23 protein-coding genes are annotated in these 25,845 nt (G+C 66.9%); 6 read left to right on the top strand and 17 right to left on the bottom strand.

Going from position 1 to position 25,845, the window contains the following annotated elements; translation table 11 throughout:
- Window positions 1-2 precede the first annotated feature (2 nt).
- Window positions 3-152, bottom strand: coding sequence for a DUF3363 domain-containing protein (locus tag ACEN9N_RS09265; protein ID WP_495656364.1), 150 nt, complete (start codon window positions 150-152; stop codon window positions 3-5).
- A gap of 610 nt (window positions 153-762) precedes the next feature.
- Between ACEN9N_RS09265 and gspD the strand changes: the two genes are divergently transcribed.
- Window positions 763-3,339, top strand: a complete 2,577-nt coding sequence (gspD, locus tag ACEN9N_RS09260; RefSeq protein ID WP_495655898.1) for a type II secretion system secretin GspD — start codon at window positions 763-765, stop codon at window positions 3,337-3,339.
- Window positions 3,340-3,505: 166 nt separating this feature from the next.
- Window positions 3,506-4,276 carry a fumarylacetoacetate hydrolase family protein gene (locus tag ACEN9N_RS09255; RefSeq protein ID WP_007832750.1) on the top strand — a complete coding sequence of 257 codons (771 nt, stop codon included), beginning with the start codon at window positions 3,506-3,508 and terminating at the stop codon, window positions 4,274-4,276.
- On the opposite strand, the gene ACEN9N_RS09250 is transcribed toward ACEN9N_RS09255, so the two are convergent.
- The gene (locus tag ACEN9N_RS09250) at window positions 4,225-5,187 is read right to left on the bottom strand and encodes a LysR family transcriptional regulator (RefSeq protein ID WP_007832749.1); all 963 of its coding nucleotides are present in this window, start codon (window positions 5,185-5,187) and stop codon (window positions 4,225-4,227) included. The two genes, ACEN9N_RS09255 and ACEN9N_RS09250, sit on opposite strands and share 52 nt — an antisense overlap.
- A gap of 91 nt (window positions 5,188-5,278) precedes the next feature.
- Here ACEN9N_RS09250 and ACEN9N_RS09245 point away from each other — a divergent pair, with 91 nt between their 5' ends.
- Window positions 5,279-6,469: an MFS transporter gene (locus ACEN9N_RS09245; protein ID WP_413316382.1), complete on the top strand. Its 1,191-nt coding sequence runs from the start codon at window positions 5,279-5,281 to the stop codon at window positions 6,467-6,469.
- Window positions 6,470-6,495: 26 nt separating this feature from the next.
- Here ACEN9N_RS09245 and ACEN9N_RS09240 read toward each other — a convergent pair whose 3' ends face one another.
- Window positions 6,496-9,273: a sensor domain-containing diguanylate cyclase gene (locus tag ACEN9N_RS09240; RefSeq protein ID WP_495655897.1), complete on the bottom strand. Its 2,778-nt coding sequence runs from the start codon at window positions 9,271-9,273 to the stop codon at window positions 6,496-6,498.
- A gap of 139 nt (window positions 9,274-9,412) precedes the next feature.
- Window positions 9,413-10,141: an FMN-dependent NADH-azoreductase gene (locus ACEN9N_RS09235; RefSeq protein WP_413316378.1), complete on the bottom strand. Its 729-nt coding sequence runs from the start codon at window positions 10,139-10,141 to the stop codon at window positions 9,413-9,415.
- A gap of 108 nt (window positions 10,142-10,249) precedes the next feature.
- On the opposite strand from ACEN9N_RS09235, the gene ACEN9N_RS09230 reads away from it, so the two are divergent.
- The 3 genes from ACEN9N_RS09230 (at window position 10,250) to ACEN9N_RS09220 (ending at window position 13,565) form a co-directional block, all read left to right on the top strand.
- Complete coding sequence (locus ACEN9N_RS09230; RefSeq protein WP_007832745.1) at window positions 10,250-11,191, top strand: LysR substrate-binding domain-containing protein; 942 nt, start codon at window positions 10,250-10,252, stop codon at window positions 11,189-11,191.
- 80 nt (window positions 11,192-11,271) lie between these two features.
- Window positions 11,272-12,849 carry a serine hydrolase domain-containing protein gene (locus ACEN9N_RS09225; protein WP_495655896.1) on the top strand — a complete coding sequence of 526 codons (1,578 nt, stop codon included), beginning with the start codon at window positions 11,272-11,274 and terminating at the stop codon, window positions 12,847-12,849.
- On the top strand, window positions 12,846-13,565 hold the full coding sequence (locus ACEN9N_RS09220) for a hypothetical protein (protein WP_495655895.1): 720 nt from the start codon (window positions 12,846-12,848) through the stop codon (window positions 13,563-13,565). The genes ACEN9N_RS09225 and ACEN9N_RS09220 overlap by 4 nt, the downstream gene beginning before the upstream one ends.
- A 3-nt stretch (window positions 13,566-13,568) precedes the next feature.
- On the opposite strand, the gene ACEN9N_RS09215 is transcribed toward ACEN9N_RS09220, so the two are convergent.
- The 13 genes from ACEN9N_RS09215 to ACEN9N_RS09155 all read right to left on the bottom strand — a co-directional run bounded on the left by ACEN9N_RS09215 (window position 13,569) and on the right by ACEN9N_RS09155 (window position 25,833).
- Window positions 13,569-13,832: a hypothetical protein gene (locus tag ACEN9N_RS09215; RefSeq protein WP_495655894.1), complete on the bottom strand. Its 264-nt coding sequence runs from the start codon at window positions 13,830-13,832 to the stop codon at window positions 13,569-13,571.
- A gap of 27 nt (window positions 13,833-13,859) precedes the next feature.
- A complete protein-coding gene (locus ACEN9N_RS09210) occupies window positions 13,860-14,105 on the bottom strand; it encodes a hypothetical protein (RefSeq protein WP_413316110.1) in 246 nt (81 codons plus the stop codon).
- Between the two features lie 288 nt (window positions 14,106-14,393).
- The gene (locus tag ACEN9N_RS09205; protein WP_007832740.1) at window positions 14,394-15,299 is read right to left on the bottom strand and encodes an SDR family oxidoreductase; all 906 of its coding nucleotides are present in this window, start codon (window positions 15,297-15,299) and stop codon (window positions 14,394-14,396) included.
- Window positions 15,300-15,396: 97 nt separating this feature from the next.
- Window positions 15,397-16,335, bottom strand: coding sequence for a glutathione S-transferase family protein (locus ACEN9N_RS09200; RefSeq protein ID WP_495655893.1), 939 nt, complete (start codon window positions 16,333-16,335; stop codon window positions 15,397-15,399).
- Window positions 16,336-16,365: 30 nt separating this feature from the next.
- Entirely contained in the window at window positions 16,366-18,006 is a 1,641-nt protein-coding gene (locus ACEN9N_RS09195; RefSeq protein ID WP_495655892.1) for an isovaleryl-CoA dehydrogenase, read from the bottom strand.
- A 106-nt stretch (window positions 18,007-18,112) separates the two neighbouring features.
- Window positions 18,113-19,129 (bottom strand): NADP-dependent oxidoreductase, encoded by a 1,017-nt coding sequence (locus ACEN9N_RS09190; protein WP_007832734.1) that lies wholly within the window; start codon window positions 19,127-19,129, stop codon window positions 18,113-18,115.
- A 28-nt stretch (window positions 19,130-19,157) separates the two neighbouring features.
- Window positions 19,158-19,625 (bottom strand): PaaI family thioesterase, encoded by a 468-nt coding sequence (locus tag ACEN9N_RS09185; RefSeq protein WP_007832732.1) that lies wholly within the window; start codon window positions 19,623-19,625, stop codon window positions 19,158-19,160.
- 1 nt (window position 19,626) lies between these two features.
- Window positions 19,627-20,424: an SDR family oxidoreductase gene (locus tag ACEN9N_RS09180; RefSeq protein ID WP_007832730.1), complete on the bottom strand. Its 798-nt coding sequence runs from the start codon at window positions 20,422-20,424 to the stop codon at window positions 19,627-19,629.
- A gap of 135 nt (window positions 20,425-20,559) precedes the next feature.
- Window positions 20,560-20,862 carry a Dabb family protein gene (locus ACEN9N_RS09175; protein WP_007832728.1) on the bottom strand — a complete coding sequence of 101 codons (303 nt, stop codon included), beginning with the start codon at window positions 20,860-20,862 and terminating at the stop codon, window positions 20,560-20,562.
- An 11-nt stretch (window positions 20,863-20,873) separates the two neighbouring features.
- Window positions 20,874-21,140, bottom strand: a complete 267-nt coding sequence (locus ACEN9N_RS09170; protein WP_413316113.1) for a hypothetical protein — start codon at window positions 21,138-21,140, stop codon at window positions 20,874-20,876.
- Window positions 21,140-22,993, bottom strand: coding sequence for an acyl-CoA dehydrogenase (locus ACEN9N_RS09165; RefSeq protein ID WP_495655891.1), 1,854 nt, complete (start codon window positions 22,991-22,993; stop codon window positions 21,140-21,142). The genes ACEN9N_RS09170 and ACEN9N_RS09165 overlap by 1 nt, the downstream gene beginning before the upstream one ends.
- Window positions 22,994-23,135: 142 nt before the next feature.
- On the bottom strand, window positions 23,136-24,311 hold the full coding sequence (locus tag ACEN9N_RS09160; protein WP_413316115.1) for an acetyl-CoA C-acyltransferase: 1,176 nt from the start codon (window positions 24,309-24,311) through the stop codon (window positions 23,136-23,138).
- Window positions 24,312-24,357: 46 nt separating this feature from the next.
- Complete coding sequence (locus ACEN9N_RS09155; protein ID WP_413316116.1) at window positions 24,358-25,833, bottom strand: M20 family peptidase; 1,476 nt, start codon at window positions 25,831-25,833, stop codon at window positions 24,358-24,360.
- Window positions 25,834-25,845: the final 12 nt, after the last annotated feature.

Raw genomic sequence — 25,845 nt, 5'->3', positions numbered from 1 at the left:
AATCATCCGACTGAAAGTCTGTGTGGTCGCCCGATCTCCCATGGCACCCTATCTCTGCACATCGTCGCGGCGATCTGCTGCCCCAGACGTTGCTCAATCACTCGCTTCCATGGCACCAAGCTGAACCCCTTGTTGCCATCGCAGCATCGCATAGCGTCCGCTGGATTTCTCCAAGATTTGTCTCCGTGCACCTATGTGGCCCTTAACTTATCAAGCACCAAGGGAGTGCAAGCATTGGAGTCCGGCCTAAGCCATTGTGCTGTTTAAGTTTTTCGCCACCTCATCATCACAGAAAAACTTGACAGTGGACATTTTTCATGGCTGGCGCAAAGTACACGTTTTGGCAGAAAATCGGCGCGCAAGGTTACCGAATGACACATTTGCCCTCGTCGCCGGAAGATCCGCATCTTTTGTGGGCGAGGACGGGCAGTGAATGCGAACGCGACTCTTGAGGGTCGACGAAGCCGCAGCGGCGTGTGATCGACATCCAAATTTAAACCGCCGTTGACGCGTATCTCATGCTGCTCCCTTTTCCCGTGCGCTTGCCGCGTGCCACGATGAATCCCCCGTCCGTCGCGCTGACCAAGGGTTCGACCTCGCTCGGCCTGAGCAGGCTTACGCTGTCGGTTGAACCGTATGCCGTGATGGTGCTCGGCCATTCGATCTGAAACGAACCACGCACAAGTGGAAGACTCTGCGCACGCGATGCGCCCCTTCCCTTCTCGATTGCAGGACAACAGCAAGTTGTCTCGGCGCTGGCGCATGAGGAGGCCGATCGTCATTGCGCGCAGCGTTCGCGCCGTGTGCTTGAGCCTGCTTGCCGCCGGCGCGTTCGGCGCCGCCTGTGCGCAAAATGCGATCAAGGCGGTCGCAGCCTCCATCCAACAGGGCGTCGAGGTGATCCAGATCGATCTAGCGCAATCGCTCGCCGCCGTGCCCAGCGGGTTTTCAGTCCAGAGCCCCGCGCGCATCGCACTGGATTTCCCCGGCGTCGCAAGCGATGTCGGACGCGCAGCCATCGAAGTGAATCAACCCAACCTGCGCTCGATCAATGTGGTTCAGGCAGGCGAGCGCAGCCGGGTGGTATTGAATCTCAGGCAGCCGACGCCGTACAAGGCAGAGATACGAGGCAATTCGCTGCGGGTCACGCTGCAGACCGTTGCCGGGACACGGTCGCCGGAGACATCCGCATCGACAGACGCTGCAGTGGCGCCTGTTCGCGGCGGGCCGATCACGCTGAACTTCTCCAATGCCGACATCGAGGCCGTGGCCCGCACCATGGCGGTGGTCACGGGCCGCGACGTGGTGGTCGACCCGCGCGTCAAGGGCACGATGAACCTCGTCACCGACCGCGCGATCCAGCCGGCGGCCGCCTTCGACCAGTTTGCCGCGGCGCTGCGCCTGCGGGGCTTCGCGTTGGTGGAAGCCGACGGCCTCTACAAGGTGGTGCCCGAGGCCAGCGCCAAGCTGCAGAGCAGCACCGTCAACACCTCCATCAGCGCCACCGCGTCGAGCGGCAGCAACCAGATCGTCACGCAGATCTTCCGCCTCAACTACGAGTCGCCGAACAACCTGCTGCCGGTGCTGCGCCCGCTGATTCCGCCGAACAACACCATCAACGTGAACCCGGGCAACAACTCGCTCGTGATCACCGACTACGCCGACAACATGCGCCGGCTGGCGCGCATCATCGCGTCGCTCGACGTACCCAATGCGTCCGACATCGAAGTCATCCAGCTCAAGCACTCGGTCGCCACCGACATGGTGCCGCTGGTGCAGCGCCTGGTCGACGGCGGCAGTGCCGCCGCACCGAACGCGGCCACACCAGGCGCGACCGATGCCTCGTTCCGCACCACGCTGCTGGCCGATCCGCGCAGCAACTCATTGATCCTGCGCGCGGCCAATCCGGCGCGCGTGGCGCTGGTGCGCACGCTGGTCGACAAGCTCGACCGCGCGCCCAGCGAAAGCAGCAACGGCGCGGCCGGCAACATCTACGTGGTCTACCTGAAGAACGCCGATGCGGTGCGGCTGGCGGCCACGCTGCGCGCCGCGATGGCGGCGAACCAGCAGAGCACCACGCCGGGCGCAGCCGGTGGCGCAGGCGGCGGTGCCGTGCCGCAGCAGAGCGCGCCGCAGGCCATGCAGGTGAACCTGAACAACAACCAGGGCGGCGGCTCGGCCGCGGCCAACGCCCCGCTCAACAACGCCAACCAGCCCTCCACCGGCGGCCAGATCCAGGCCGACCCGTCGACCAACTCGCTGATCATCACGGCGCCCGAGCCGCAATACCGCCAGATGCGCGCGGTGATCGATCGGCTCGACGGGCGCCGCGCCCAGGTCATGATCGAGGCGCTCATCGTCGAGGTCAGCGCCAACAAGGCCGCGAACTTCGGCGTGCAGTGGCAGAGCGCGCTGGGCAACAACGCGGTCATCGGCACCAATTCCAGCCTGAACAAGACGAACATCCTGGCGCTGACCCAGGCGCTGGCCACCCGGAATGCCGCCGGCCTGGCGACGTCGATCCAGCCGGGGCTGAACCTGGGCATCGCCGGCAAGATCGGCGGCCAGTACATCCTGGGCGCGATCGCGAACTTCTTCAACAGCGACGGCGACGCCAACGTGCTCTCCACGCCCAACCTGCTGACGCTGGACAACGAAGAGGCCAAGATCATCATCGGCCAGAACGTGCCCTTCCCCACCGGCTCGTATGCCAGCACCTCGGGCTCGGTGGGCGTGAACCCGTTCACCACCGTCGAGCGCAAGGACGTGGGCCTCACCCTGCGCGTGCGCCCGACCATCAACGAGAACGGCACGGTGCGCATGACGATCTTCCAGGAGACCTCGACCGTCGACCAGAACTCGCTGAGCAACCCCAACGGCCCGACCACCAACAAGCGCTCGATCGAGTCGAGCGTGCTGGTGGAAGACGGGGGCCTGGTCATGCTGGGCGGCCTGCTGTCGGACACCTACAACAACAACATCGAGAAGGTGCCGCTGGCCGGCGACATCCCGGTGCTGGGCAACCTGTTCAAGAACGAGAACCGCACGCGCAGCAAGAGCAACCTGATGATGTTCCTGCGCCCGGCGGTGATGCGCGACGGCGCTTCGTCCGAGGCCTTCGCCTACGACCGCTACGACGAGATCCGCGGCCAGCAGCTGCAGACGCAGCCGAACACCGACAACGTCATGCTGCGCGGCGTGAACGCCGCGCCGGTGCTGCCCGACTCCGCACTGCAGCGCTCGAACAACCGCGGCAGCGGCAGCACCCGCATGGAAGGCACGCAGCCCATTCCGCCGCCGGCCGATACGCGGAAGTTCGCTCTGCCTGCGAGAAGCTGAGGGACTGCTTGAGGTCGCTCGGGGTGCGATCACGCCGGCGGAGTGCCTTGCGCAGCGAAATAAAGGAGGAGGCCGCAGCCCGGGGGACATTCGCGCAGGGGAGTACCCGGTGCCCTGTGCACGCACCCCGAACAACGCGCCAGCAGAAACTGAGAAGATCCAGAACATGACCCCCTCCCAGACCGCCCTCACCGACGCACTCGTGGCCGCGCGCCGCGGCAACCGCACCCTCGATGCCACGCCCTGGACCGACGCGCTCGAAACCGATATCCAGGCCTATGAAGTGCAGGACGCCGTCGCGGCCGCGCTCGGCTGGTTCGACGCTCAGCCCGTGCCCGGCACGTGGAAGTCGGGCGGCGGTTCGCGCGGCGCGACGCTCACACATGCGCCACTGCCTCCTGCCGGTGTGCGCCGGAGCCCGGCGAACTTCAGCGACCTCGTGTTCCACGCGCCCGGCATCGAGGCCGAGATCGCCTTGCGGCTCGGACAGGACGTTGCGCCGGCACAGGCCGCGCAGCTCGATCACGACAACACCGCCTCGCTCATCGACGCCATGACCGTGTCGGTCGAAATCGTCGACTCCCGCTGGCAAGACCTCGCCGCAACACCCGCCCTGCTGCGCCTTGCCGATTCGCAGGTGCACGGCGCACTCGTGCTCGGCGAATGGACGCCCTACGCCGCCGTCGACTGGGCCTCGCAGCGCTGCGAAACGAAGGTCGGCGGCGCAGAGACCGTGGTGCGCGAAGGCACGCATCCGCTGGCCGACCCCGCATGGCTGCTGCCGATCTGGCTGCGCCACCTGACCCGACACGGCCAGACCGTTCCCGCGGGCACGGTGGTCACCACCGGCTCGTGGGTCGGCATCGTGCCCTGCCGGCGCGGCGATCAGGTGACGGCGGAGTTTGCCGGCATAGGCGCCGTCCGCTTGATCGTGTAGCGCTCGCCGCCCACCCCCGAGCACGCCACCAGAAAGTCGAGCACCGCCCGGACCCGGGCGGGCAGTGTGCCGGCCTTGCCGATGTAGACCGCGTGGATCGGCTCCACCTCTCCCGGGTTGAACTCTTCGAGCAACGGCACAAGCCGACCGGCGTCGATGTCGTGCTGGATGTGATACAGCGACAGCCGCGCCACGCCAGCCCCTGCGATGGCCAGCCGGCGCAGCGTTTCGCCGTCGCCCGCGCGCACCGGACCGGCCACGGGCAGCCACACCATGCGGCCGTCGACCCGCAGCGGCCAGTCGGGCGAACTGCGCCGGTAGCTCCAGCCCAGCCGGTTGTGGGCCTCCAGCTCCTGCGGCGTGCGCGGCGTGCCGTACTTCGCGAGGTAGTCCGGCGCGGCGACGATGGACTGGCTGGTCCCACCGAGCCGGCGCGCCACGAGATCGGAAGACGGCAGTTGGCCCCAGCGGATGGCGATATCCGCGCGCTCATCCATCAGGTCGACGATGCGGTCGGTCAGCGCAATGTCGAGCGTGATCTGCGGATGCCGTTCGAGCAGGCGCGGCACCAATGGCACCAGCTTGTGGTGCCCGAACGAGACGCTGGCATTGATGCTCACGCGCCCGCGCGCCGCCGCGCCGGCCGCCGCGCAGCGCTCGGCCTCGTCAATGTCGGCCAGCACGCGCAGGCTGCGTTCGTAGAACTCCGTGCCTTCGGGCGTAAGTTGCAGCTTGCGCGTGGAACGGTGCACGAGCTGGATGCCCAGGCGCAATTCGAGCCGCGCCACGAGCTTGCTCATGGCCGAGGGCGTCATGCCCAGCAGGCGCGCCGCCGCCGAGAACCCGCCAGACTCGACCACCTGCACGAAGGCTTCCATTTCGCCGGAACGGTTGACGTCGATGCGCGGCATGGCTCCTCCGATCTATGAATTCGAGTCACAAGTATGTGTACCTGCGGCATTCTAGTCATCAGTGGCTTTCGTCCGCACAGTACAGGGCATCATGCCAATCGCTCTAATCGCCCTCACCGCCGGTGCCTTCGGTATAGGTACCACCGAGTTCGTCATCATGGGCCTGCTGATGCAGGTCTCGACGGATCTCCACGTCTCCATCACGGCCGCCGGCCTGCTGATCTCGGGCTACGCGCTCGGGGTCGCGGTCGGCGCGCCGGTGCTCACCATCGCCACCCGCAAGCTGCCGCGCAAGACCGTGCTGCTCGCGCTCATGGGAATCTTCACGCTCGGCAATCTCGCCTGTGCCGTGGCGCCCAACTACGAGATGCTGATGGCCGCGCGCGTCATCACCTCGCTGGCGCACGGCACCTTCTTCGGCGTCGGCTCGGTGGTGGCCACTGGCCTGGTGGCGCCCGAACGGCGCGCCTCGGCCATCGCGATCATGTTCACCGGGCTGACCGCCGCCACGCTGCTCGGCGTGCCGGCCGGCGCGTGGCTGGGCCTGCAGTTCGGCTGGCGCTCGGCCTTCTGGGCCGTGACGCTGATCGGCGTGCTGGCCTTCACGGTGCTCGCGGTGTTCGTGCCGCGCGTGAAGGGCAAGGCCGGGTCCGCGCCGCTGCGCGAAGAGCTCGCCGTGCTGGCGCGCCCGCAGGTGCTGCTCGGCCTGGCGATGACGGTGCTCGGCTTTGCCGGCGTGTTCGTGGTATTCACCTACATCCAGCCCTTGCTCACGCAGATCACCGGCCTGTCGGAGTCGGCCGTGTCGCCGATCCTGCTTGTGTTTGGCGGCGGGCTGGCCGTGGGCAATATCCTGGGCGGCAAGCTGGCCGACCGCGCGCCGATGGCCGCCGTGCTCGGTACGCTGGCTGCGCTGGCCGTCGTGCTGGGTGCGATGCAGTTCACCATCGGCACGCCGTTCACGGCGGTGGGGTTCGTCGGCCTGCTCGGCATGGCTTCGTTCGCCACCGTCGCGCCGATGCAGTTGCGGGTGCTGGAGAAGGCCTCGGGCGCAGGCCAGAACCTCGCGTCGAGCCTGAACATCGCCGCCTTCAACCTCGGCAACGCACTCGGCGCCTGGGTCGGCGGCGTGGTGATCGACCATGGGCCGGGATTGCGCGCGCTGGGCTGGGCGGCGGCGCTGCTCACGCTGGTGGGCCTGATGATCGCGCTGTGGAGCCGCTCGCTCGACCGGCGCGAACCGCGCAACGTACTGGGGGACAGCGCTTCGGCGCGAGTTTGATTCACCGGCGGTCGCAGCCGCCGAACTCAGTGCTGCCGCGTGATCAGATCACTGCGCGCCCCCTCCGCAGGCATGAAGAACTCGAACCGATCGCGCCCCGCCGCCTTGGCGTTGTAGAGCGCCGTATCGGCCCGCGCCAGCAACTCCTCTGCGGTGACGGAGGAATCGGCAGCACGGTGAAACGCGATGCCGACGCTGGTCGTCACCTTGATGCGCTGGCCGTCCACCGTGAAGGGCGGCGTGTGGACGCGCTCCACGATCTTTGCCGCAACGGTGGCCGCGGTGTCCGGTGCGGTCAGGCCTTCGAGCACGAGCACGAACTCGTCGCCCGCCAGCCGGGCCACCATGTCGGTACCGCGCACGCAGCCCAGCAGCCGCCGCGCATATTCGGTGAGCACCGCATCGCCCACCGCATGGCCCATCGTGTCGTTGATGGCCTTGAAATGGTCGATGTCGAGGAACATCAGCGCCATCGCATTGCCCGCGAGCCGCCCGCGTAGCACCGCTCCGGGCAGGTACTCGTTGAACGCCAGCCGATTGGGCAGGCCGGTGAGCGTGTCGAGCCGCGCCAGTTCGATGAGCTTGTGCTCCACCACCTTCAGTGCCGTGATGTCGTGCGCCAGCGAGAAAATGCCGTGCGTCATGCCGTCTTCGCGTACATCGGGGACGTAGGTGACCTGCGTGATGCGGTCGAAGCCCTGGCGCTGCATACGAGCCTCGAACTCCGCCCGCTCCCCGCCCAGCGCCCGCGCGAGCATCGGCTGGCGCGACTCGTACACCTCGCGGCCCAGCACGTCCTGCACCTGGCGCCCCAGCACCTGGGCCGGGTCGAGCCCGAGCCATTCGCGGCTGGTGGCATTGGCGAAGGTGATCTTCTCGTCGCGGTCGATGTAGGTGATCAGCGCCGGCATGTTGTCGGTGATGGCGCGCAGGCGCAGTTCGCTCTCGGCCAGGCGCAGTTCCGCCTGCTTCAGCGCCGTGATGTTGAAGGACATGAGGTAGAAGCCGACGACCTCGCCGCGCAGGTTCTTGTCCGGCATCAGGTTGGCCTGGAAGTATCCCTCCCTGCCGTGCATGGGAGCGCGAACCGGGAAACGCACCTTCTTGCCCGAGAACACCACGGGCAGGTAGGGCTTGAGCTGCGCATGCACCGCTTTGCCGAGAGCCGAACGCAGGGTCGTGCCCTTCAGCGAAGCGCTCTGGTCCAGGCCCGCCGTCTGGCGCGCCCTGACGTTGGCGAACAGGCAGTTCTGCTCGCGGTCGAAGTAGCCGACCAGCGCCGGGATGTTGTCGGTCACGTCGCGCAGCCGCTTTTCCTGCTCGGTCAGGGCCCGGCGGATGTTCACGTCCTCGGTGATGTCGAAGGTCATCGAGAACACGCCGCGCACCACGCCGTCGGCATCGATGTCGGGAATGTAGTGGGCCTTGAACGTGCGACCGCCAATGCCCAGCGCCGGGTCGCCGGACTTCTCGAGAATCACGGTCTCGCCGGCCAGCGCGCGCCGGAAGCTCGGCTCCACCATCGCGAAATCCGCGGGGCCGCGCACTTCCGGCATCAGGCGGCCCACCAGCGTCTTGTCCTTGTGCAGGGCCCGCACGTGCGCATTGACGAAGGTGTAGCGCATCGACGCATCGACGTGCGACACCATCGCCGGGATGTTGTCGGCAATGATGCGTACCTGAGCCTCGCTGTGCGCCAGGCTGAGCTCGATGGCGCGCCGCTGCGCCATCAGTTCGTTGAAGGTGCGCGAGAGATCGCCGATCTCGTCGAAGGCGTAGGTGCGCGCCGCCGCGGTCCCGGTAGCCGCCTCCCGGGTGGATTGCATGTGCTGGTGCAGTTCGGACAGCGGCTTCAGCTGCCGGCGCACCACCGCGAGGGCCAGCGCGCCCGCGGTCAGCGCCAACGCCAGCGCCCCGAACCACGCACCGCGTTCGATGGCGTTGATGCCCGCGAAGGCTTCGCTGCGCGGGTACATGGCGCCGACGATCCAGTTCGCCTGCTCGGCACGGTCGAAGGCATAGAGGCCGCGCACGCCGGCTTCGTTGACGCCCTCGCTCGAGCCCTGGAAGCCGGCCAGCGCGCGAAGGACCTCGGGGTCGCCGCCGCCATTCGCCTGGATGTGATTCAGGATGCGCGAGGCGTCCGGATGGTCGACCACGATGCCATCCGCGGTCGTCACGAACAGATAGCCGGTCTTGCCGAACTTGATGTCGGCGAGCGCACCCAGGATGTTGCGGTCCTTCAGGTTGATGGCACCTGAGATCACGAACCTCACCTGCCCCGCGTTGTCGAGCACCGGCGCGGTGATGGCCACCTGTGCCAGCCCGTTGAGCCGGTTGCGGTAAGGCTCAGATACGAGACCGGCCCGGGACGCAACCGTTCGCTGGAAATAGGGCCGATCCTTCACGTTCACGGTACCGATGCGGTTCGCACCGTTGAGGTTGGCCACGAGGTTGCCGTCCATGTCGAGGAAGGCGACGTTGTCGAAGGCCTGACGCAGCGAGGCGTGCCTTTCGAGGAAGGCCTGCAGCGGCACGGTGTCCTGGAAGTCCTGCGCTTCCACGCTGTCGCCGAAGGTCTGCAGCAGGATCAGCCGGCTGCCGAATTTCTGGTCGATGGAGTCGGCGATGGCGGCCACGCGGGCGAGCTGCTCGGCCTCGATCGAGGCTCGCATGTTGCTCTTCACGAAGTGCAGAGCGAAGGTGGCAATCGCGAAGGTGGCCGTCAGGACCACCGCCATCACGCCGAGGCTCAGGCGTGTGTGCAAACCGAACCGGAATTTCGAGAAACCTGTTTGAGTCATTGAACTGTTCGGACCGGTACGTTGCCGGAGGGAATTTCCGGACAGTATCGGTGCGATCCACGCACCGGCAAAGGGCTTGGATGCAGGGCGCGACGAACAGCTCTATGCCCCCGGAAAAATGATCACCTTTGCCTTACTTTCATTCGGACAAAGACGGGTCTACCCGGCGAACATCTGCAGCCCCCGAGCGCGCACGCGGGGCGATCAGCGCATCGACGAGGCTGTCCACGCGCTGCTCCGCGCGCCGCATCGAATTCGAAAGCTGCTCGCCGCCGAATTCGTCGGACTCCACCGCCGCCTCGAACACTTCGGTGATCCCGATGTAGCCGAGCGCCGAACGCACGCTGCTCTCGGTGTGGTTGAGGTGCGCGACGCGGCCGCCCGCGTCGTAGCCATGGTCGCCGCGCGCGCCCAGCAGCACCACGCGCTTGCCCGCGTCCGCCAGCAGCGGCCAGTACGGCACCGCGCCGCGCGAACGGTCGAACCCGAAGGTGCGCCCGACGCGCACGATGTTGTCGATCCAGGCCTTGAACTGCGCGGGCACGCTGAAGTTGTACATCGGCAGGCCGATCACGACCACGTCGGCGGCAATGAGCTGGTCGACGAGCCGATCGCTCTCGGCGAGCGCCTCGGCCATCCATGGCTCGCGCGCGGCCGGCGGCGTGAAGGCCGCGTGGATCCAGCGGCCGTCGACGTGCGCGGGTGGCTGCCGGCCCACGTCGAGGTAGTCGATGCGGTCGGCGGGCCGCGCCTTGCGCCAGCGCTCGACGAAACGCGCCGAGAGTCGGCGCGTGTGCGAGCCGTGGAGGTCGGTGCCGGAACGGCCCGGCCGGGCGCTGGCGTCGATGTGGAGGAGATTCATGGTCATGGTCTTGATGGATGAATTGGTATCTTTCGTCCCGCGCGGCCAGAATGGTGCGCAGGCCTTGAATCTAGGTTCACGAGCCACTCATCACAAACGACGATTTCTCCACGCATGAACGAGATTGGCTCATCCATCCGCCCTCTCCGGCGGCTGCCTCCCCTGCTGTCGCTGCGCGCCTTCGAGGCTGCGGCCGCGCACCTGAGCTTTCAGCGCGCGGCGCTCGAACTGTCTGTTACGCCGTCGGCCATCAGCCACCAAGTGCGTGCGCTCGAAGACACACTGGGCCAGCCGCTGTTCCGCCGGCTCACGCGGCAGCTCGCGCTGACGCCAGCGGGCCAGCGGCTGTTCGCCGACCTGCGCATGGGCTTCGACATGCTCGAAGCCGGCGTCGACAAGCTGCGCCGCCCCGCCGCGTCGCAGGCCGTCACCCTCACCACCAACACCGCATTCGCCGCGCGTTGGGTGCTGCCGCGCATGGAGGCGTTCCGCAGGGCCTGCCCGGGAGTCGAGCTGCGGCTGCATGCGAGCGACACCTTGGTCGACCTGGCGCGCGGCGACGCCGACATCGCTGTTCGCTCGGGCCACGGCAACTGGCCGGGACTGGTGTCGCGCGAGCTGATGCCCGAGCGCTATGCGCCTTTGTGCAGCCCGATGCTGGGCCTGAAACGCGCCTCAGACCTGCCGAAGCACCGGCTGATCCACTGCGACTGGCAGCCGCAGGCGCTCGCACCTGCCGTGTGGACGCGCTGGTTTCGCGAAGCCGGCATCACGCCGCCGAGGGGGCGCGCGATGAAGGCTTCGGGCCTGTCGTTCTCCGACGAGACGCACGCGACGCTGGCCGCCCTTGCAGGACATGGCGTTGCGCTGCTGAGCCTCACGCTGTCGGCCGAAGAGCTGCGCAGCGGCGCGCTGGTGCAGCCCTTCGGGCCTGCGCTCGACACCGGCAGCTACTTTCTGGCGGTCGCGCGCGGCAGCGAGAGCGAGCCGGCCGTGCGGGCGGTGTGGGAATGGATTGCGTCGCAGGCCGCACCGGAGCCGCAATCGCGAGGCTGAGGACAAGCTGGACGCAGAACTTGCAGGCTGTCGCAGTTCTCGTGGAGACTCGCGTTCCAACAACAAAGTGAGGAGAAGTCATGACGAGGTTTGCCCGCATCCCTCTTGCCATCGCAACAGGCGCGCTTCTTGTAATGGCTTTGGCTTCATGTGGAGGAGGCGGCGGGGGTGGCGGAGGCGCTGGCATCGGCATAGGCCTGGGCACGGGTTCTGGAGGAACAACACCGGTCACCGGCGTTCCCGAGCTGCCGGCACGCGAGGCCCTCATCGCTCGCGCGAGAACCTTCGAACTCGACACGCCCTACGTGCCGCCACCCGGCGACCCGCTGGAGCACAACACCTCGGGCTACGCGAAGACGATGTGCTCCGCCGCATTCGTCACCGGCCTCGATCCCGATTTCGCCGTCGAGAGCGTGGGCTACTTCACAGGGCCCTACGACCAGCGCAAGAAGGTCGGCAGGCCGGTGGTCGACCGCGACAAGAAGGAAGTCCGCATCGCCATGCCCAATGGGCCGACGCTGGTGGCGCGCTACTACGGTTCGCAGGGCTGCATCACGCTGCCAGCCGGCAACGACGGCGTGTTCTTCACGCCGGTGGCCGTCAAGAGCGCCCTGCCCGATCCCTCGACCCAGCCGTGGCCCATGGGCGACGTGACGCCCGCCGGTCCCGCGCCCGGCATCGACACAGCAAAGGTGGGCCAGGCAGTCGACGCGGCCTTCGAGCTGCCGGAGGCCTACACCGCAGCCTTCGTCGTCACGCACAAGGGACGCATCGTCGGCGAGCGCTACAGGAGCGGCATCACGGCGACCACGCCGCTCGAATCGTGGTCGATGGGCAAGAGCGTGACCGCGACGATGCTGGGCGTGCTGATGAAGCAGGGCGAATACCGGCTCGACCAGCGCGCGCCGATTCCCGAGTGGCAGGCCACCGGCGACAAGCGCCAGGAGATCCGGATCTCGGACATCCTGCACATGTCGAGCGGGCTGCGCATCAAGGCGCCCGATGACCCGGACTTCGACCCCAACGGCACCTACCCCGACCACACCTATCTCTACACCGGCCGCATCAACTCGTTCAACTACGCGGCCACCCGCCCGCAGCAGTGGCCGCCCAACACCGTCGGGCGCTATCGCAATACCGACCCGGTGCTGGCGAACTACCTGATCCGCCTTGCCGTCGAGAAGCGCGGCGAGGAGTACCTGTCGTTCCCGCAGAGAAACCTGTTCGACAAGATCGGCATCCGCACGATGACCCTGGAGACCGATCCGTATGGCAACTTCCTCGCGCAGGGCTATGACTTCATGTCGGCACGCGATTGGGCGCGCCTGGCCAACCTGTATCTGCAGGACGGCGTCTGGAATGGCGAGCGCATCCTGCCCGAAGGTTTCGTCAAGTTCGTGAGCACCCTTGCACCGGCCTGGGCGGCCGACAAGCGCCCGATCTACGGCGGGTTCTTCTGGTTGAACGGCACGAGCACGTGGCCGGTGCCGACCACGGCGTATTACATGCTGGGCGCGGGTGGGCAGACGGTGCTGATCGTTCCTTCGCACGACCTGGTGGTGGTGCGTCTGGGCCATGACAAGGGAGAGCGGGCATCGGCCACGAGCCTGCGAAAGGCGCTGTCGCTCTTGATGCAAGCCGTGCCCAGTTCGTCGTGAGCGAGAGAGACCTCCTCGTTTCCCATTTCTGCAGCGGTGACGCCATCCGCAGCCGAAGCGTGAGCGATATCGTGCTGGCGAAAACGCTCGACGTGCCCGCGCCCCCTGCACGCCTGCTTGGGGATTGGGAAAGAGAGATTTCTTCGCAGCTGTTGCTGGAACCCGGCGACGTCGAGGCGCTGCCCTTGGCCCGGGCGCGTGCACGCTGGCCGGACTACCGGCTCTGCGTGCAGGCGGTATCCGACTGGACGCGCACGCTCGGGCTGCCCGAGGTGCTTGCCTCGAGCGACGTCGCCCTCATGGCTTGCCGCGGCGCGAGGTACCACCATGACGGTGCGCAATACGGCGGCGCGGCCTTCTGCAATCTTTTCGTGAGCGAGGAGAAGGGGCTGGACTTGCACTTCCCCTTTGCAGGTCATCGAATCCCCCTCGTCCGGGGTACTGCCGTGATATTCGATACCGGCCAGCCTCATGGTGTCATTCGACGCGGCAGCAGCGGCTTCGATGTGGCCGACTTCGCGTCCGGCCAGGATTGCACGCAAATGTTCCTGACCTGGGAGCTTCCGATCGAAGACACCCATGTCGCGCACGCTCTTCAGATCACTTTCGACGTCGACCCCTCGACCTCGTCACAACTGGAGGAAGAGCAGGTCCGGCTGAACGGCGAGCGGGCCGCCGTGTGCCCGAGTACCGGTCAGTGGCGCAGTGCCGATTGACCGTCAGCGACTGACTGGAACTGCCTCGGCCGCCAGTTCCTTCAGGCACGCGCTGACCGCCTGGGGCGGTGCCTTTTCGTGACAGCGCGCTGCCGCCTCGCGGGCAACGGATTCGCTCAAGCGCCGCTCCTGCGCGGCCTCGACCTGGAATTCGACGACCCACTTCATGAGCATGGCCATCACGATCAGCAGGCCGATCAGGGCGGCCACCAGCGTCATGCGCCAGTCCCGAATGCGAAGGATCGACGCTGCGGACTTGCTCGCCACGGGTGCTGTGGGTTCTTGCAAAGCCATTTAGCGCGGGAGCTCCGGAAAGACCCACATGCTCAAACCAAGAATCAGGCCGGCTCCCAGCGACACGATGGCCGCGGTCATGAGCATCGATGCCGCAACGATGTTGGGAACCCGAATGGCCCCGACCACGAAGGCAACGGCCGCCAGGATGCACAGGAACACCGACAACCAGGCGACGTATGCCGGCCCGAGCCGGGGCGCCAACGGTTCGTCCGGGCTGATGTCGGACAGGAACGGGGTGCGCATGAATTGCCTCCTCTTGCAAGATGTCGCGGCGGATCGGCTCAGGTTGACCTTGGGTCAAGATCCTTCGGATCCGCTTGCAACTGCCCCTGAACTTCACCAAGAAAGTTATCAGAAGAGGTTATGAAAAATATGCGCCCGGGCTAAGGGAGTAGTTCGCAAACATGGCGCATGAAGAGCCGGTGCAGGCAGAAAGCTCGAGTGCCTGAGCAATATTTGACAAATGTCAAACCCGGCTCGTCCGCGTCGAAGCGTGGCGAGTTGCAGGTTTCTTGAAAAAGAAGCTCGAGGTCAGGCCGAGCGAAGCTGATCACGCAGCTTCTGCCCGATCTCCGGGCGTTCCAGGAACGGGTCGGCCGGATTCGTGATGGAGACGATGTTCTCCATGCGGCTTTTCACGTTGCCCAGCGCCTTCGGATGGCTGAACACGTAGAACTGGTTGGCGCTGATGGCGTCGAACACCTTGGCCGCCACTTCGGCCGCCGTGATCTTGCCGCTGCTCACCGCCTTGTTGCTCATGGCCTGGCCGATGAGCTGGCTCTTGGTGAGTTCGCTGTCCTTCGGTGCATTGGGCCGGTTGCGCTCGCTGCTGGTGATGCCGGTGGGCACGAAGTACGGGCACAGCAGACTCGCCCCGATCTGGTCGGTGACGAGGTTCAGGTCCTGGTACATCGTCTCCGTGAGGCTCACGACCGCGGCCTTGGCCGCGTTGTAGATGCCCATGTTGGGCGGCGTCAGCAGGCCGGCCATGCTCGCGGTGTTGGTGATGTGGCCGCGATAGCTCGGGTCTTTGGCCGCCGCTTCGAGCATCATCGGCGTGAACAGGCGCACGCCGTGGATCACGCCCCACAGGTCCACGCCCAGCACCCATTCCCAGTCGGCCACGGTGTTCTCCCACACCAGGCCGCCAGCGCCCACGCCCGCGTTGTTGAACACGAAGTGCGGCGCGCCGAAGCGTTCCTTCACGGCCGCGGCCAGCGCTTCCATCTGTGCCGCGTTCGACACGTCGACCTTGCGCGCCAGCACCTGCGCGCCAGCGGCTTCCATTTCTGCCTGGGCCTTGTCGAGCGCATCCTGCTGCACGTCGACCAGCACGAGGTTCATGCCGCGGGCGGCGCCGATGCGCGCGCACTCCAGGCCGAAGCCCGAACCCGCGCCGGTGAGAACGGCGGTCTTGCCCTTGAAGTCCTGAATCATTTGCCGGTGTCCTTCTGTTGAATGTCTCTGACGTTGGAGCTTCAATTGAAATACGGAACGCGCGCGAGCGCAGTCACGAAGGTGCCCCGGCCAGGCTTCAGGCGTCCGCCTTCTTCAGCACATACCCGATGCGCGGAAAGTGCACGTGCACCGTGCCCACGCGCTCGTTGCTGCGCTCCAGCGTGTAGTGCGTGCGCGTGGCCGCCACCAGCGTGCCCGGTGTTTCTTCCAACCCGAAGCTCTCGGCGCGGACGGTGACGGCGCTGCCGAGCGGAATGCCATGGTCGTCCTGGAAGGTGCTGTCGGTCAGCAGCGTGTGCGGCGTCGCAGCCTTGGCGACGGCAATGGCGTCGTCGCTCGTGAACTTCTCGGGCGCGCCGTGGCCAATGGCGGCCATGCGGTCCATCCAGTCGATCACCGCCGGCGTCAGGTCGAGGATGGTGCGCACCGACTCGATGCGGCGCGTGTACCACAGCGGGTGATAGGCCGAGAAGTCGGCGATGCTTGACACCTCGCCCAGCAGGTAGGGCTTCTCGTCGAGCATGTCCGACAGGCGGCGCAGGTACGACTTGTAGGCGCTGGCGGCATCGGCCGGGCGCAGGCGGGTCATGTTGCCTGCGCTCATCTTGCCGCGATCTTCGCCGAAGGCCTTCGCGGCTTCGGGCGGGGCCTTGGCGAACACCTCGGCGGCGCCCTTGGGCTGCAGGCTCCAGGCCATGGCGGACCAGAACAGCGTGGTGTCGGCCCACTGCGCGAGGATGCGCGACATGCCTTTTTCGGGCTCCGGGTACAGCGTGGGTTCGGGTTGCAGATGCTCCAGCACGTCGGCGATGAGCGCGCTGTCGCAATACATGTCGGCGCCGATCTGCAGGAACGGCGTCTTGCGGTAGCCGCCGGTGAGCACCTCCACATCGGGCTTGGGCATGATCGGCGGGATGAAGACCGATTTCCACGGCAGCTTCTTGGCGCCGAGGATCATGCGCACCTTCTCCGAGAACGGCGAGGTCAGGTAGTGGTGGAGGATCAGGTCGGCCATGGTGTTTCCTGTGGGGCTGTCGTTGTGTGTTCAGCGAGGTTGCGCGCGCTGGATGATCGAATCGAAATCGGTGCCCGCGGCCAGCGTGCCGAAGACGTTGCCCCAGTCTCCGCCACGGCGCGAGGCACAGAAGGCGCCGACGACGGCGGGGGGCGCGGTCTGCGCGAGCAGCGCGCCCTGCACGGCCAGCGCCACGTCCTGCGCGAGGCGGCGGGCCTCGGCTTCGGAGGCCATGGCCTCGATGCGTGCCGGCAGCGCCTCGGCGAGCCTGTCGAGCGCGGCGTGCTGGCCGCGCGCGGGTGCCAGCTCTTTCGCCAACGCGGCGACCGCATCGCCCTTGCGCAGGCCACGCAGCAGGTCGAGCGCCATGATGTTGCCAGCGCCTTCCCAGATGGAGTTGAGCGGCATCTCGCGATAGATGCGGGCCATGATGCCTTCGCCGCCCTCTTCCACGTAGCCGTTGCCGCCGAGGCACTCCATGGCTTCTTGCGCGAAATGGCTGCCGCGCTTGCAGATCCAGAACTTGGCGACAGGCGTGAGCAGGCGGGCCATCAGGCGCTCATGCTCGTCGGCCTGTTGGTCGAAGGCCCTGGCAAGGCGGATGGCAAGCGCGGTGGCGGCTTCGCTTTCGAGTGCGAGGTCGGCCAGCACGTTCTTCATCAAGGGTTGCTCGATCAACGGCTTGCCGAAGGCGTTGCGCTGCGCCGCGTGGTTGAGCGCGATGCCCAGCGACTGGCGCATGAGGCCGCTGGTGCCCAGCGCGCAGTCGAGCCGCGTCATCGTGCCCATCTCGAGGATCTGCGGAATGCCGCGGCCCTCCTCACCCACGAGCCATGCGCTTGCGCCCTGGAATTCGACTTCGGAACTCGCATTGGCCTTGTTGCCAAGCTTGTCCTTCAGGCGCTGGATCTGGATGCCGTTGCGCGTGCCGTCGGGCAACACGCGCGGCAGGAAGAAGCAGCTGAGCCCGGACGGCGCCTGCGCCAGCACCAGGAAGGCGTCGCACATCGGCGCCGAGAAGAACCACTTGTGTCCGGTGATCGCATAGCGCTCACCCCAGGCATCGCTGCCGTCGCGCACGGCCCGGGTGGTGTTGGCCCGCACGTCGGAGCCGCCCTGCTTCTCGGTCATGCCCATGCCCATGGTCACGCCGGGCTTGTCCTTGAAGACCTTCAACGCCGGGTCGTACCAGAGGCTGCCGAGCTTCGGTCCCCAGTCGGCGTACACGCCTGCGTTGCTGCGCAGCGCGGGCGTGGCCGCATAGGTCATGGAGACGGGGCAAAGAATCGACGGCTCCAGCTCGGTGAAGAGCATGAAGCCCGCCGCGCGCAGCACGTGCGGCGAGGCCGAGGTGCCGGTCCACGGCGTGCCGTGCAGCCCTGCACCCACCGCGGCGGTCATCAGTGCGTGGTAGCTCGGGTGGAACTCCACCTCGTCGATACGCCGTCCGAAGCGGTCGTGCGTGTGCAGCTCCGGCATATGGATGTTGGCGAGCCGTGCATGCGCCTGCATGCCGGCTGTGCCGAGGGCAGCGCCCAGTTCGTGCAGCTGCGTGGTCTGCAGCGCGGGCGCATTGAACTTCAGCGCGTCGCGCAGGGGCCGGTTGGTGTCGAAGAGGTTGTAGTCCACCAGCGGCGTGGGCTGGTTGAACACCTCGTGCGTCGAATTCATTCGAATACCTCCGTGCTTCGCACTGCGGTGCGCGCTTGCTTGGGGCGGCCCGGCGCGGCGCGCATGACCGGCCTCCTTTCCCGCGCGTTCAGTTCATCGGGGGCAATCAGATCAGCTTGACCAGTTGCTTGCCGAAGTTCCGGCCCTTGAGCAGGCCCAGGAAGGCTTCAGGCGCGGCTTCGATGCCCTGCGCGATCGACTCGCGCGGCTTGAGCTTGCCGGTGCCCACCAGCGTGCCCAGCTCCGTCAGCGCCTCGGGCCACACTTCCATGTGCTCGCTGACGATGAAGCCTTCGATCTTCATGCGGTTGATGAGGATCAGCGCCGGGTTTGCGAGCGGCAGCGGCTGGCCGTCGTAGCCCGCGATCATTCCGCACAGCGCCACGCGGGCGAAGGCGTTGGCGCGCAGCAGCACGGCGTCGAAGATGTAGCCGCCGACGTTCTCGAAGTAGCCGTCGATGCCGTTGGGGCAGGCTTCCTTGAGCGCGGCGCTCATGGTCTTCACGTCGGGGTGCACACGGTAGTCGATGCAGGCGTCGAAGCCGAGTTCGTCGGTCACGTACTTGCACTTGTCGGGGCCGCCGGCAATGCCGACCACGCGGCAGCCGCGCGCCTTGGCCAGCGCACCGAAGGCGCTGCCGACCGCGCCGCTGGCGGCGGTGATGACCACCGTTTCACCGGCCTTGGGCGCAATGATCTTCACCAGGCCGTACCAGGCGGTAACGCCGGGCATGCCGACCGCGCCGAGGTAGTGCGACAGCGGCACGTGCGTGGTGTCGACCTTCTTCAGCGCGCCGGGCTGCGAGGCATCGACCACGCTGTATTCCTGCCAGCCGCCGAAGCCGACCACCTTGTCGCCCACGGCATACCTGGGGTGCTTGCTCTCGACCACTTCGCCGGCGGTGCCGCCCTGCATGGTCTGGCCCAGCGGCTGCGGCTGCGCGTAGCTCTTCGAATCGTTCATGCGCCCGCGCATGTACGGGTCGAGGCTCATGTAGTGGTGCCGCACGAGCACCTGGTTGTCCGCGAGCGCGGGGGTCTCGGCTGTCACGAGCTTGAAGTTGCCCGCCACGGCTTCGCCGTCGGGGCGGTTGTCGAGGTGGATCTGTTTGTTGGTAGGCATGAAAGAAATCTCCGGGAATATGGTCGTGTCAGTCGGTCGATGGCGGTCGCATCTCGTTGACGCTCGACGGGCCGGTCGGCAGCCGGCGCTTCACATACTTGAAGGTGCCGGTGGCGTGGGCGCAAACGCGCTCCTGTTCGTCGTAGATTTTGGCCTCGGTGAAAGCCAGCGTCGCCGTCCGGTGAATGAGCGTGCCGCGCGCATGCAGCGGACCGACCGAAGGCTGCATGAAGCTGGTCTTCATCTCGATGGTGACCACGCCGGTCTCGGGCGCCACGCTGCGCGCTGCCGCCGCCATGGTGATGTCGAGCAGCGTCATGCAGGCGCCGCCGTGCGTCACGTCGAAGGTGTTCAGGTGCTCGGGCTTGGCGGTGTAGCAGATCTCGGACTCGCCGCCCTCGAACTTCGTCAGAGAAAAGCCCAGGTGGCGCGCGAACGGGATCTGGCTCGTGTACGAGCGGATGTTGATGTCGCTGGAATCGGAAGAAGAAGACATGTCAGGCAGCACCCAGCACGACGCTCACGCCGCCGTCGACCGCCAGCCATTGGCCGGTGATGTGCTTGCCGGCATCGCTCGCGTAAAGCAGCGTCAGGCCCTTCAGGTCTTCGTCGTCGCCCAGGCGGCCGAGCGGCGCCTGCGCGGCCATCTTCTCTTCGCCCAGCGACTTGATGAGGCCGGCGGCCATCTTCGTCATGAAGAAGCCCGGGCAGATCGCGTTCACGGTGATGTTGTACCTGCCCCATTCGGCAGCCAGCGTGCGCGTGAAGCCGATCACCGCGGTCTTCGAGGTGTTGTAGGCCAGCGTCTGCATCTCGGGAGGGTTGCCGTTCAACCCGGCGATCGAGGCAATGTTGATGATGCGGCCGGTCTTCTTCGGGATCATGTAGCCGTTGGCGATCTGCTGCGACAGGATGAAGTAGCCGCGCACGTTGAGGTTCATCACCTTGTCCCAGGCCTCGACCGGGTGGCTCTCGGCTGGCGCGCCCCAGCTGGCGCCCGCATTGTTGATGAGGATGTCGACCGCGCCCATGCGCTGCAGCGTCTCGTCGGCCAGGCGGCGGGTGTCTTCTTCCTTCGAGCAGTCTGCGGCAATCCAGCGCGCGTCGATGCCTGCGGCCTGCAGCTCAGCGGCGGCCTGCTCCAGGTCGTCGGCCTTGCGCGAGCTCAGCATGATCTTCGCGCCGGCTTCGCCCAGCGCATGGGCCATCTGCAGGCCCAGGCCGCGCGAACCACCGGTGATGAGGGCGGTCTTGCCGGTGAGGTCGAAGAGTTGCTGGACGGTGCGTGCGGTCATGAGAGATGTCTCCAATCAGGGGCTGAATTGTTCAGGTCGGGAAATGCCGCGGAACCGGCTTCGCCGGGCCGCAGGCGTTGTCCCCTGCAAGGGGGTTGGCGAAGCGACACGAAGTGTGCGCAGCCTGGGGGTGAGTCATGCCATGTAGTCCATGCATTGGCGGGCCTCGCGGACCGCGCCGATGAAGGGCTTCAACGCCACGTGCTGCGGGTGATCCGCATAGGCCGCGAGTGCGGCCGCGTCGGTGAACTCCGAGTACAGGATCAGGTCGTAGGTGGCTTCGAGCCCGGGCTGGGCAATGGCCACCTCGAAGCGCAGCGTGCCGGGCGACAGCTTGGCGCAGGCGTCGAGCAAGGCCTTGGCTTTCAACAGGTTGGTCGCCTTGTCGGTGCCCTCGGCGTGTTCCTTGAACTTCCACATCACGATGTGCTTGAGCATGGTGGGCCTCGTTACTTGCTGGTGGGGTTGTCGTTGGGCAGGCGCGAGCGCACGTAGATCAGCGCGAAGCCGATCAGCGCCACGACGCCGCCGGGCACGGCGATGGACCAGCCCAGCGCGGCGTCGGTGCGGCCGGTGGCGATGCCCAGGATCACGACGAACAGGCCGCCGTAGATCAGGATCCAGATCCACTTCTCGAGCCGCGCGTGCGGCTTGGGAGGCTTGACGGAGGGGGTGTTGTTGCTGGGGTTGGCGTTCGGCGAATCGGTAGTGGCCATCAAAAGGCGTCCTCGGGCAAAGCTGTACAGGTCGGATCACGGGTTTCGACCACGTTGAGCCATGCGCCGATTTTCGGCAGCTCGTAGTGGAAGAAATAGTCCGTGGCGCCGATCTTGCCAGCTGTTACCGCCCTCGCCTTTTCCGCGTCGGTTTCCAGGGCCCGCGCCGCCACGTCCAGCCAGATCCAGGCCAGCACCGTGTGGCCGAAGGCCTGCATGTAAGGCACGGCGTTGGCCAGCGCTTCGGCCGGGTCGCCGGTGGACCAGGCGGCCTCGGTGGCGCTGCCGATGCGCTGCAGCGCGGCGCCCAGCGCCTCGGCGTGGGCCGCCAGCGCCGGCACCCTGGCCGCTCGGCCGATGGTGTCGGTCATGCGCGCGGCCAGCAGTTGGAGGCCGCGGCCCTTCTCCATCAGCACCTTGCGGCCCAGCAGGTCGGCTGCCTGGATGCCGTGGGTGCCCTCGTGGATCATGTTCAGGCGGTTGTCGCGCCAGTACTGCTCCACCGGAAAGTCGCGCGTATAGCCATAGCCGCCGTGCACCTGGATGGCCAGCGAATTGGCCTCCAGGCACCACTCGCTGGGCCAGCTCTTGGCGATGGGCGTGAGCACTTCAAGCAGCAGGCGGGCGTCGTCGGCAGCCTGTGCGTCGCCGGTCTTCTGCTCGTCGACCAGCCGGGCGCAGTACAGCTCCAGCGCCAGCGCGCCTTCGCAGTACGCCTTCTGGGCGAGCAGCATGCGGCGCACGTCGGCGTGCTCGATGATGCGCACCTGCGGCGCGGCCGAGTCCTTGGCGACCGCGGCGCCGGCGGCGTCCGGCTTCTTCACCAGCCGTCCCTGCGGCCGGCTCCTGGCGTATTCGAGCGAGGCGTGGTAGCCCGCCATGCCCAGCATGGTGGCCGCCGTGCCGACGCCGATTCGCGCCTCGTTCATCATGTGGAACATGCAGTGCAGGCCCTTGCCAGGCTCGCCGACGAGGTAGCCCACCGCGCCCGCCTTGCCGCCGACCGGGTACTTGCCCTCGCCGAAGTTCAGCAGCGTGTTGGTGGTGCCGCGCCAGCCCAGCTTGTGGTTGAGGCCCGCGAGCGCCACGTCGTTGCGCTCGCCCGTGAGTGCGCCCTGCGTGTCAACCATGCGCTTGGGCACGATGAACAGCGAGATACCGCGCGTGCCGGGCACCAGCTTGCCGTTCTCGTCCGGGATCTTGGCCAGCACGATGTGCACGATGTTCTCGGTCAGCTCGTGGTCGCCCGACGAGATCCACATCTTGTTGCCCGTGAGCCGGTAGCGCGGGCCCAGCGGGTCTTGCTGAAAGTCGTCGCCGTCGGGCACGGCGCGCGTCGCCACGTCGCTCAGCGACGAACCTGCCTGCGGTTCCGACAGGCACATGGTGCCGGCCCAGCGTCCGGAAAATTCATTCTTCGCGAACACCTCTTTCTGCCTCTCGGTGCCGTGCACCATCAGCAGGTTGGCGTTGCCGCTCGTGAGCATGTTGGAGCCGATGCTCACCGAGGCCATCGCGAAGAAGCTGTTGGCCGCCGCCTGCATCGTGTAGGGCAGTTGCATGCCGCCGATGTCGTAGTCCTGCGCCGCACTCATCATTCCCGACTCGACGAAGGCCTTGTGCGCGTCGTGCGTGGCCTGCGGCAGGATGACCTTCTCGCCGTCGAAATGCGGCTCCTGCGTGTCCACCGTGCGGTTGAACGGCGCGTACTTCTCGCGCGCGATGCGCTCGCAGGTGTCAAGCACCGCGTCGAATGTTTCGCGCGAGTGGTCGGCAAAGCGTTCGCGCTGGTTGAGCGACTCGGCATCGAGCCAGTCGTAGAGCAGGAAGTCGAGGGTGGGACGCAGGCTCATGGTCGGATTTCGGTGGATGTCATGAGGCCGCGGCGTCCCTTCTCAGGAACACCGCGGAACCGGCTTCGCCGGGCCGCCGGTGTTGCCCCCGGGAAGGGGGTTGGCGAAGGCGACACGCAGTGCGCCGCAGACTGGGGGAGAGTCAGAGAACTTCGAACACGCCCGCGGCACCCATGCCGCCGCCGATGCACATCGTGACCACGACCTTCTTGGCGCCACGGCGCTTGCCCTCGATGAGCGCGTGGCCCGTCAGGCGCTGGCCGCTCACGCCGTAGGGGTGGCCCACGGCGATGGCGCCGCCGTCAACGTTCAGGCGGTCGGCCGGAATGCCGAGCTTGTCGCGGCAATAGATCACCTGCACGGCGAAGGCTTCGTTCAACTCCCACAGGTCGATGTCGTTGACCGTGAGGCCCAGGCGCTTGAGCACCTTCGGGATCGCGAAGACGGGGCCGATGCCCATTTCGTCGGGCTCGCAGCCAGCCACGGCAAAGCCGAGGAAGCGGCCGAGCGGCTTCAGGCCCTTCTGCTGCGCGTACTTTTCGTCGACCACCACGCAGGCGCCGCCGCCGTCGGAGAACTGGCTGGCGTTGCCGGCCGAGATCAGGCCGCCGGGCATGGCCGGGCGGATGCCGCTGATGCCCTCCTTGGTGGTGCCCGGGCGGATGCCTTCGTCGTTCTCGACGGTGACTTCCTTGGTGCGCAGGCCCATCACGGGGTCGGCCACGCCGGCCAGCACGGTGATGGGGGCGATCTCGTCCTTGAAGCGGCCGGCTTCCAGCGCGGCGGTGGCCTTCTGCTGGCTGGCGGCGCCGTATTCGTCCATGGCGTCGCGACCGATGTTGTAGCGCTTGGCGACCTGCTCGGCCGTCTGCAGCATGTTCCAGTAGATCTCGGGCTTGTGCTTCACGAGCCACGGGTCGGCCAGCATGTGCTTGTTGGCTTCGTTCTGCACGCACGAGATGCTCTCGACGCCGCCGGCCACGTACACGTCGCCCTCGCCCGCGATGATGCGCTGGGCGGCGGTGGCGATGGTCTGCAGGCCCGAGGAGCAGAAGCGGTTGATGGTCATGCCCGAGGTGGTGATCGGCAGGCCGGCGCGCAGCGCGATCTGGCGCGCGATGTTGGAGCCGGTCGCGCCTTCGGGCGTGGCACAGCCCATGATGACGTCGTCCACCGAGGCGGGGTCGATGCCGGCGCGCTGCACGGCGTGCTGCACCGCATGGCCGCCGAGCGTGGCGCCGTGCGTCATGTTGAAGGCACCCTTCCAGCTCTTCGCGAGCGGCGTGCGGGCGGTGGAAACGATGACGGCGCTGGTCATGGTGAGGTCCTTTGAAGCAGATGGAAGGAAAAAGAGAGAGCTGTCGTCATTGCGCCGGAGCAGCGTTGGTATTGCTCAGGAGCTGGTGATAGAAGCCGATCATCTCGCCGTAGTTCGAGATGGCCAGGCGTTCGTTGTTGCCGTGGAAGCGGGCCAGGTCTTCGCTCTTCACACGCAACGGCGAGAAGCGGAAGACGGCGTCGCTCACGAGGCTGAAGTGGCGCGAGTCGGTGGCAGCGGTCATGAGGCCGGGTGCCACCACCGCATCGGGAAAGCTCTGGCGCACGGCTTGCTGGATCGCGCGGTAGCCGGTGCTGTCGGTCGGCGACACCGGCGACGGCTCGGAATTGCCCGGGTAAGCCTTGATCTTGATGTCGTCGTTGCCCAGCGCCTTGCGCAGGTGCGCCTCGGTGCCGGCCAAGGTGTCGCCCGGCAGCACGCGGAAGTTGACGGCGGCCTCGGCGCGGCCGGGCAGCACATTGTCCTTGTTGCCCGCGCGCACGATGGTCAGTGCGGTGGTGGTGCGCAGCATGGCGTTGCTGCTCGGGCTCTTCTCGAGCTGGCCGCGCACCAGCGGCTCGGTGAGCCACAGGTTGGACAGCATCACGCGGTTGACACCGCTCATTTCGGGCGCCAGCGCACCGAACATCTGGCCGGCCACGCCGCGGATGCCGCCGGGCATCGGATTGGCTTCGAGCCGCGCGAGCGCCGCGCTCATGCTGCCGATCGCGCTGTGCTGCGGCGGCATCGACGAGTGGCCGGGGGCCGTGTCGAGCGAGAGGAAGAAGGTGCCGTAGCCCTTCTCCGCCAGGCCGATGAGCGCTGCGGGCTTGCTCAGGCCCGGCAGCACGCCGTCGAGCACCAGCAGGCCTTCGTCGAGCACCCACTCCAGGCGCACGTTGCGCGACTTGAGCAGTTCGGCAATGGGCAGCGCGCCGCGCAGGCCGCTCACTTCTTCGTCGTCGCCCATCACGAGGTAGACGGTCTGCCTGGGCTTGAAGCCGGCGCCGATGAGCAGCTCGACGGCTTCCATCTGCGCGAACAGGTTGCTCTTGTCGTCGAGCGTGCCGCGGCCCCAAACGAAGCCGTCCTTGATCTCGCCGGCGAAGGGGTCGGTCGTCCACGCCTTCTCGGTGCCCGGCGCGATGGGCACCATGTCCTGGTGCGCCATCAGCGCGATGGGCTTGGCGCTCGGGTCGGTGCCGGTCCAAGTGTAGAGCAGCGCCTTGTTGCCGATCACTTCCTTCTTGAGAGTGGCATGCACCTTGGGGAACTGCTGTTCGAGGAACGCGTGCAGCTTGTCGAACTCGGCCGCGTTGGCAGCCGGGTCGTCCAGGCTCGACACCGTGCGGAACGTGATCGCCGTGGACAGCCGCTTGGCGGCCGCCTGCAGGTCGATGTTCAGCTTGGGCGCGGGCGCCACCGCCAGCTGCTGCGACGGCGTGGTCCAGGTCTTGACCGCCACGGCAGCCACCAGCAAGGCGATTGCCAGCAGCAGCCCGAGGAAGATGCGTTTCAACATGAGCGGTCTTGA

This window comes from Variovorax sp. Varisp46 (assembly GCF_059491885.1).
The sequence above is the reverse complement of the archived record's forward strand: the minus strand, read 5'-3'. Positions and strand labels throughout refer to the sequence as shown.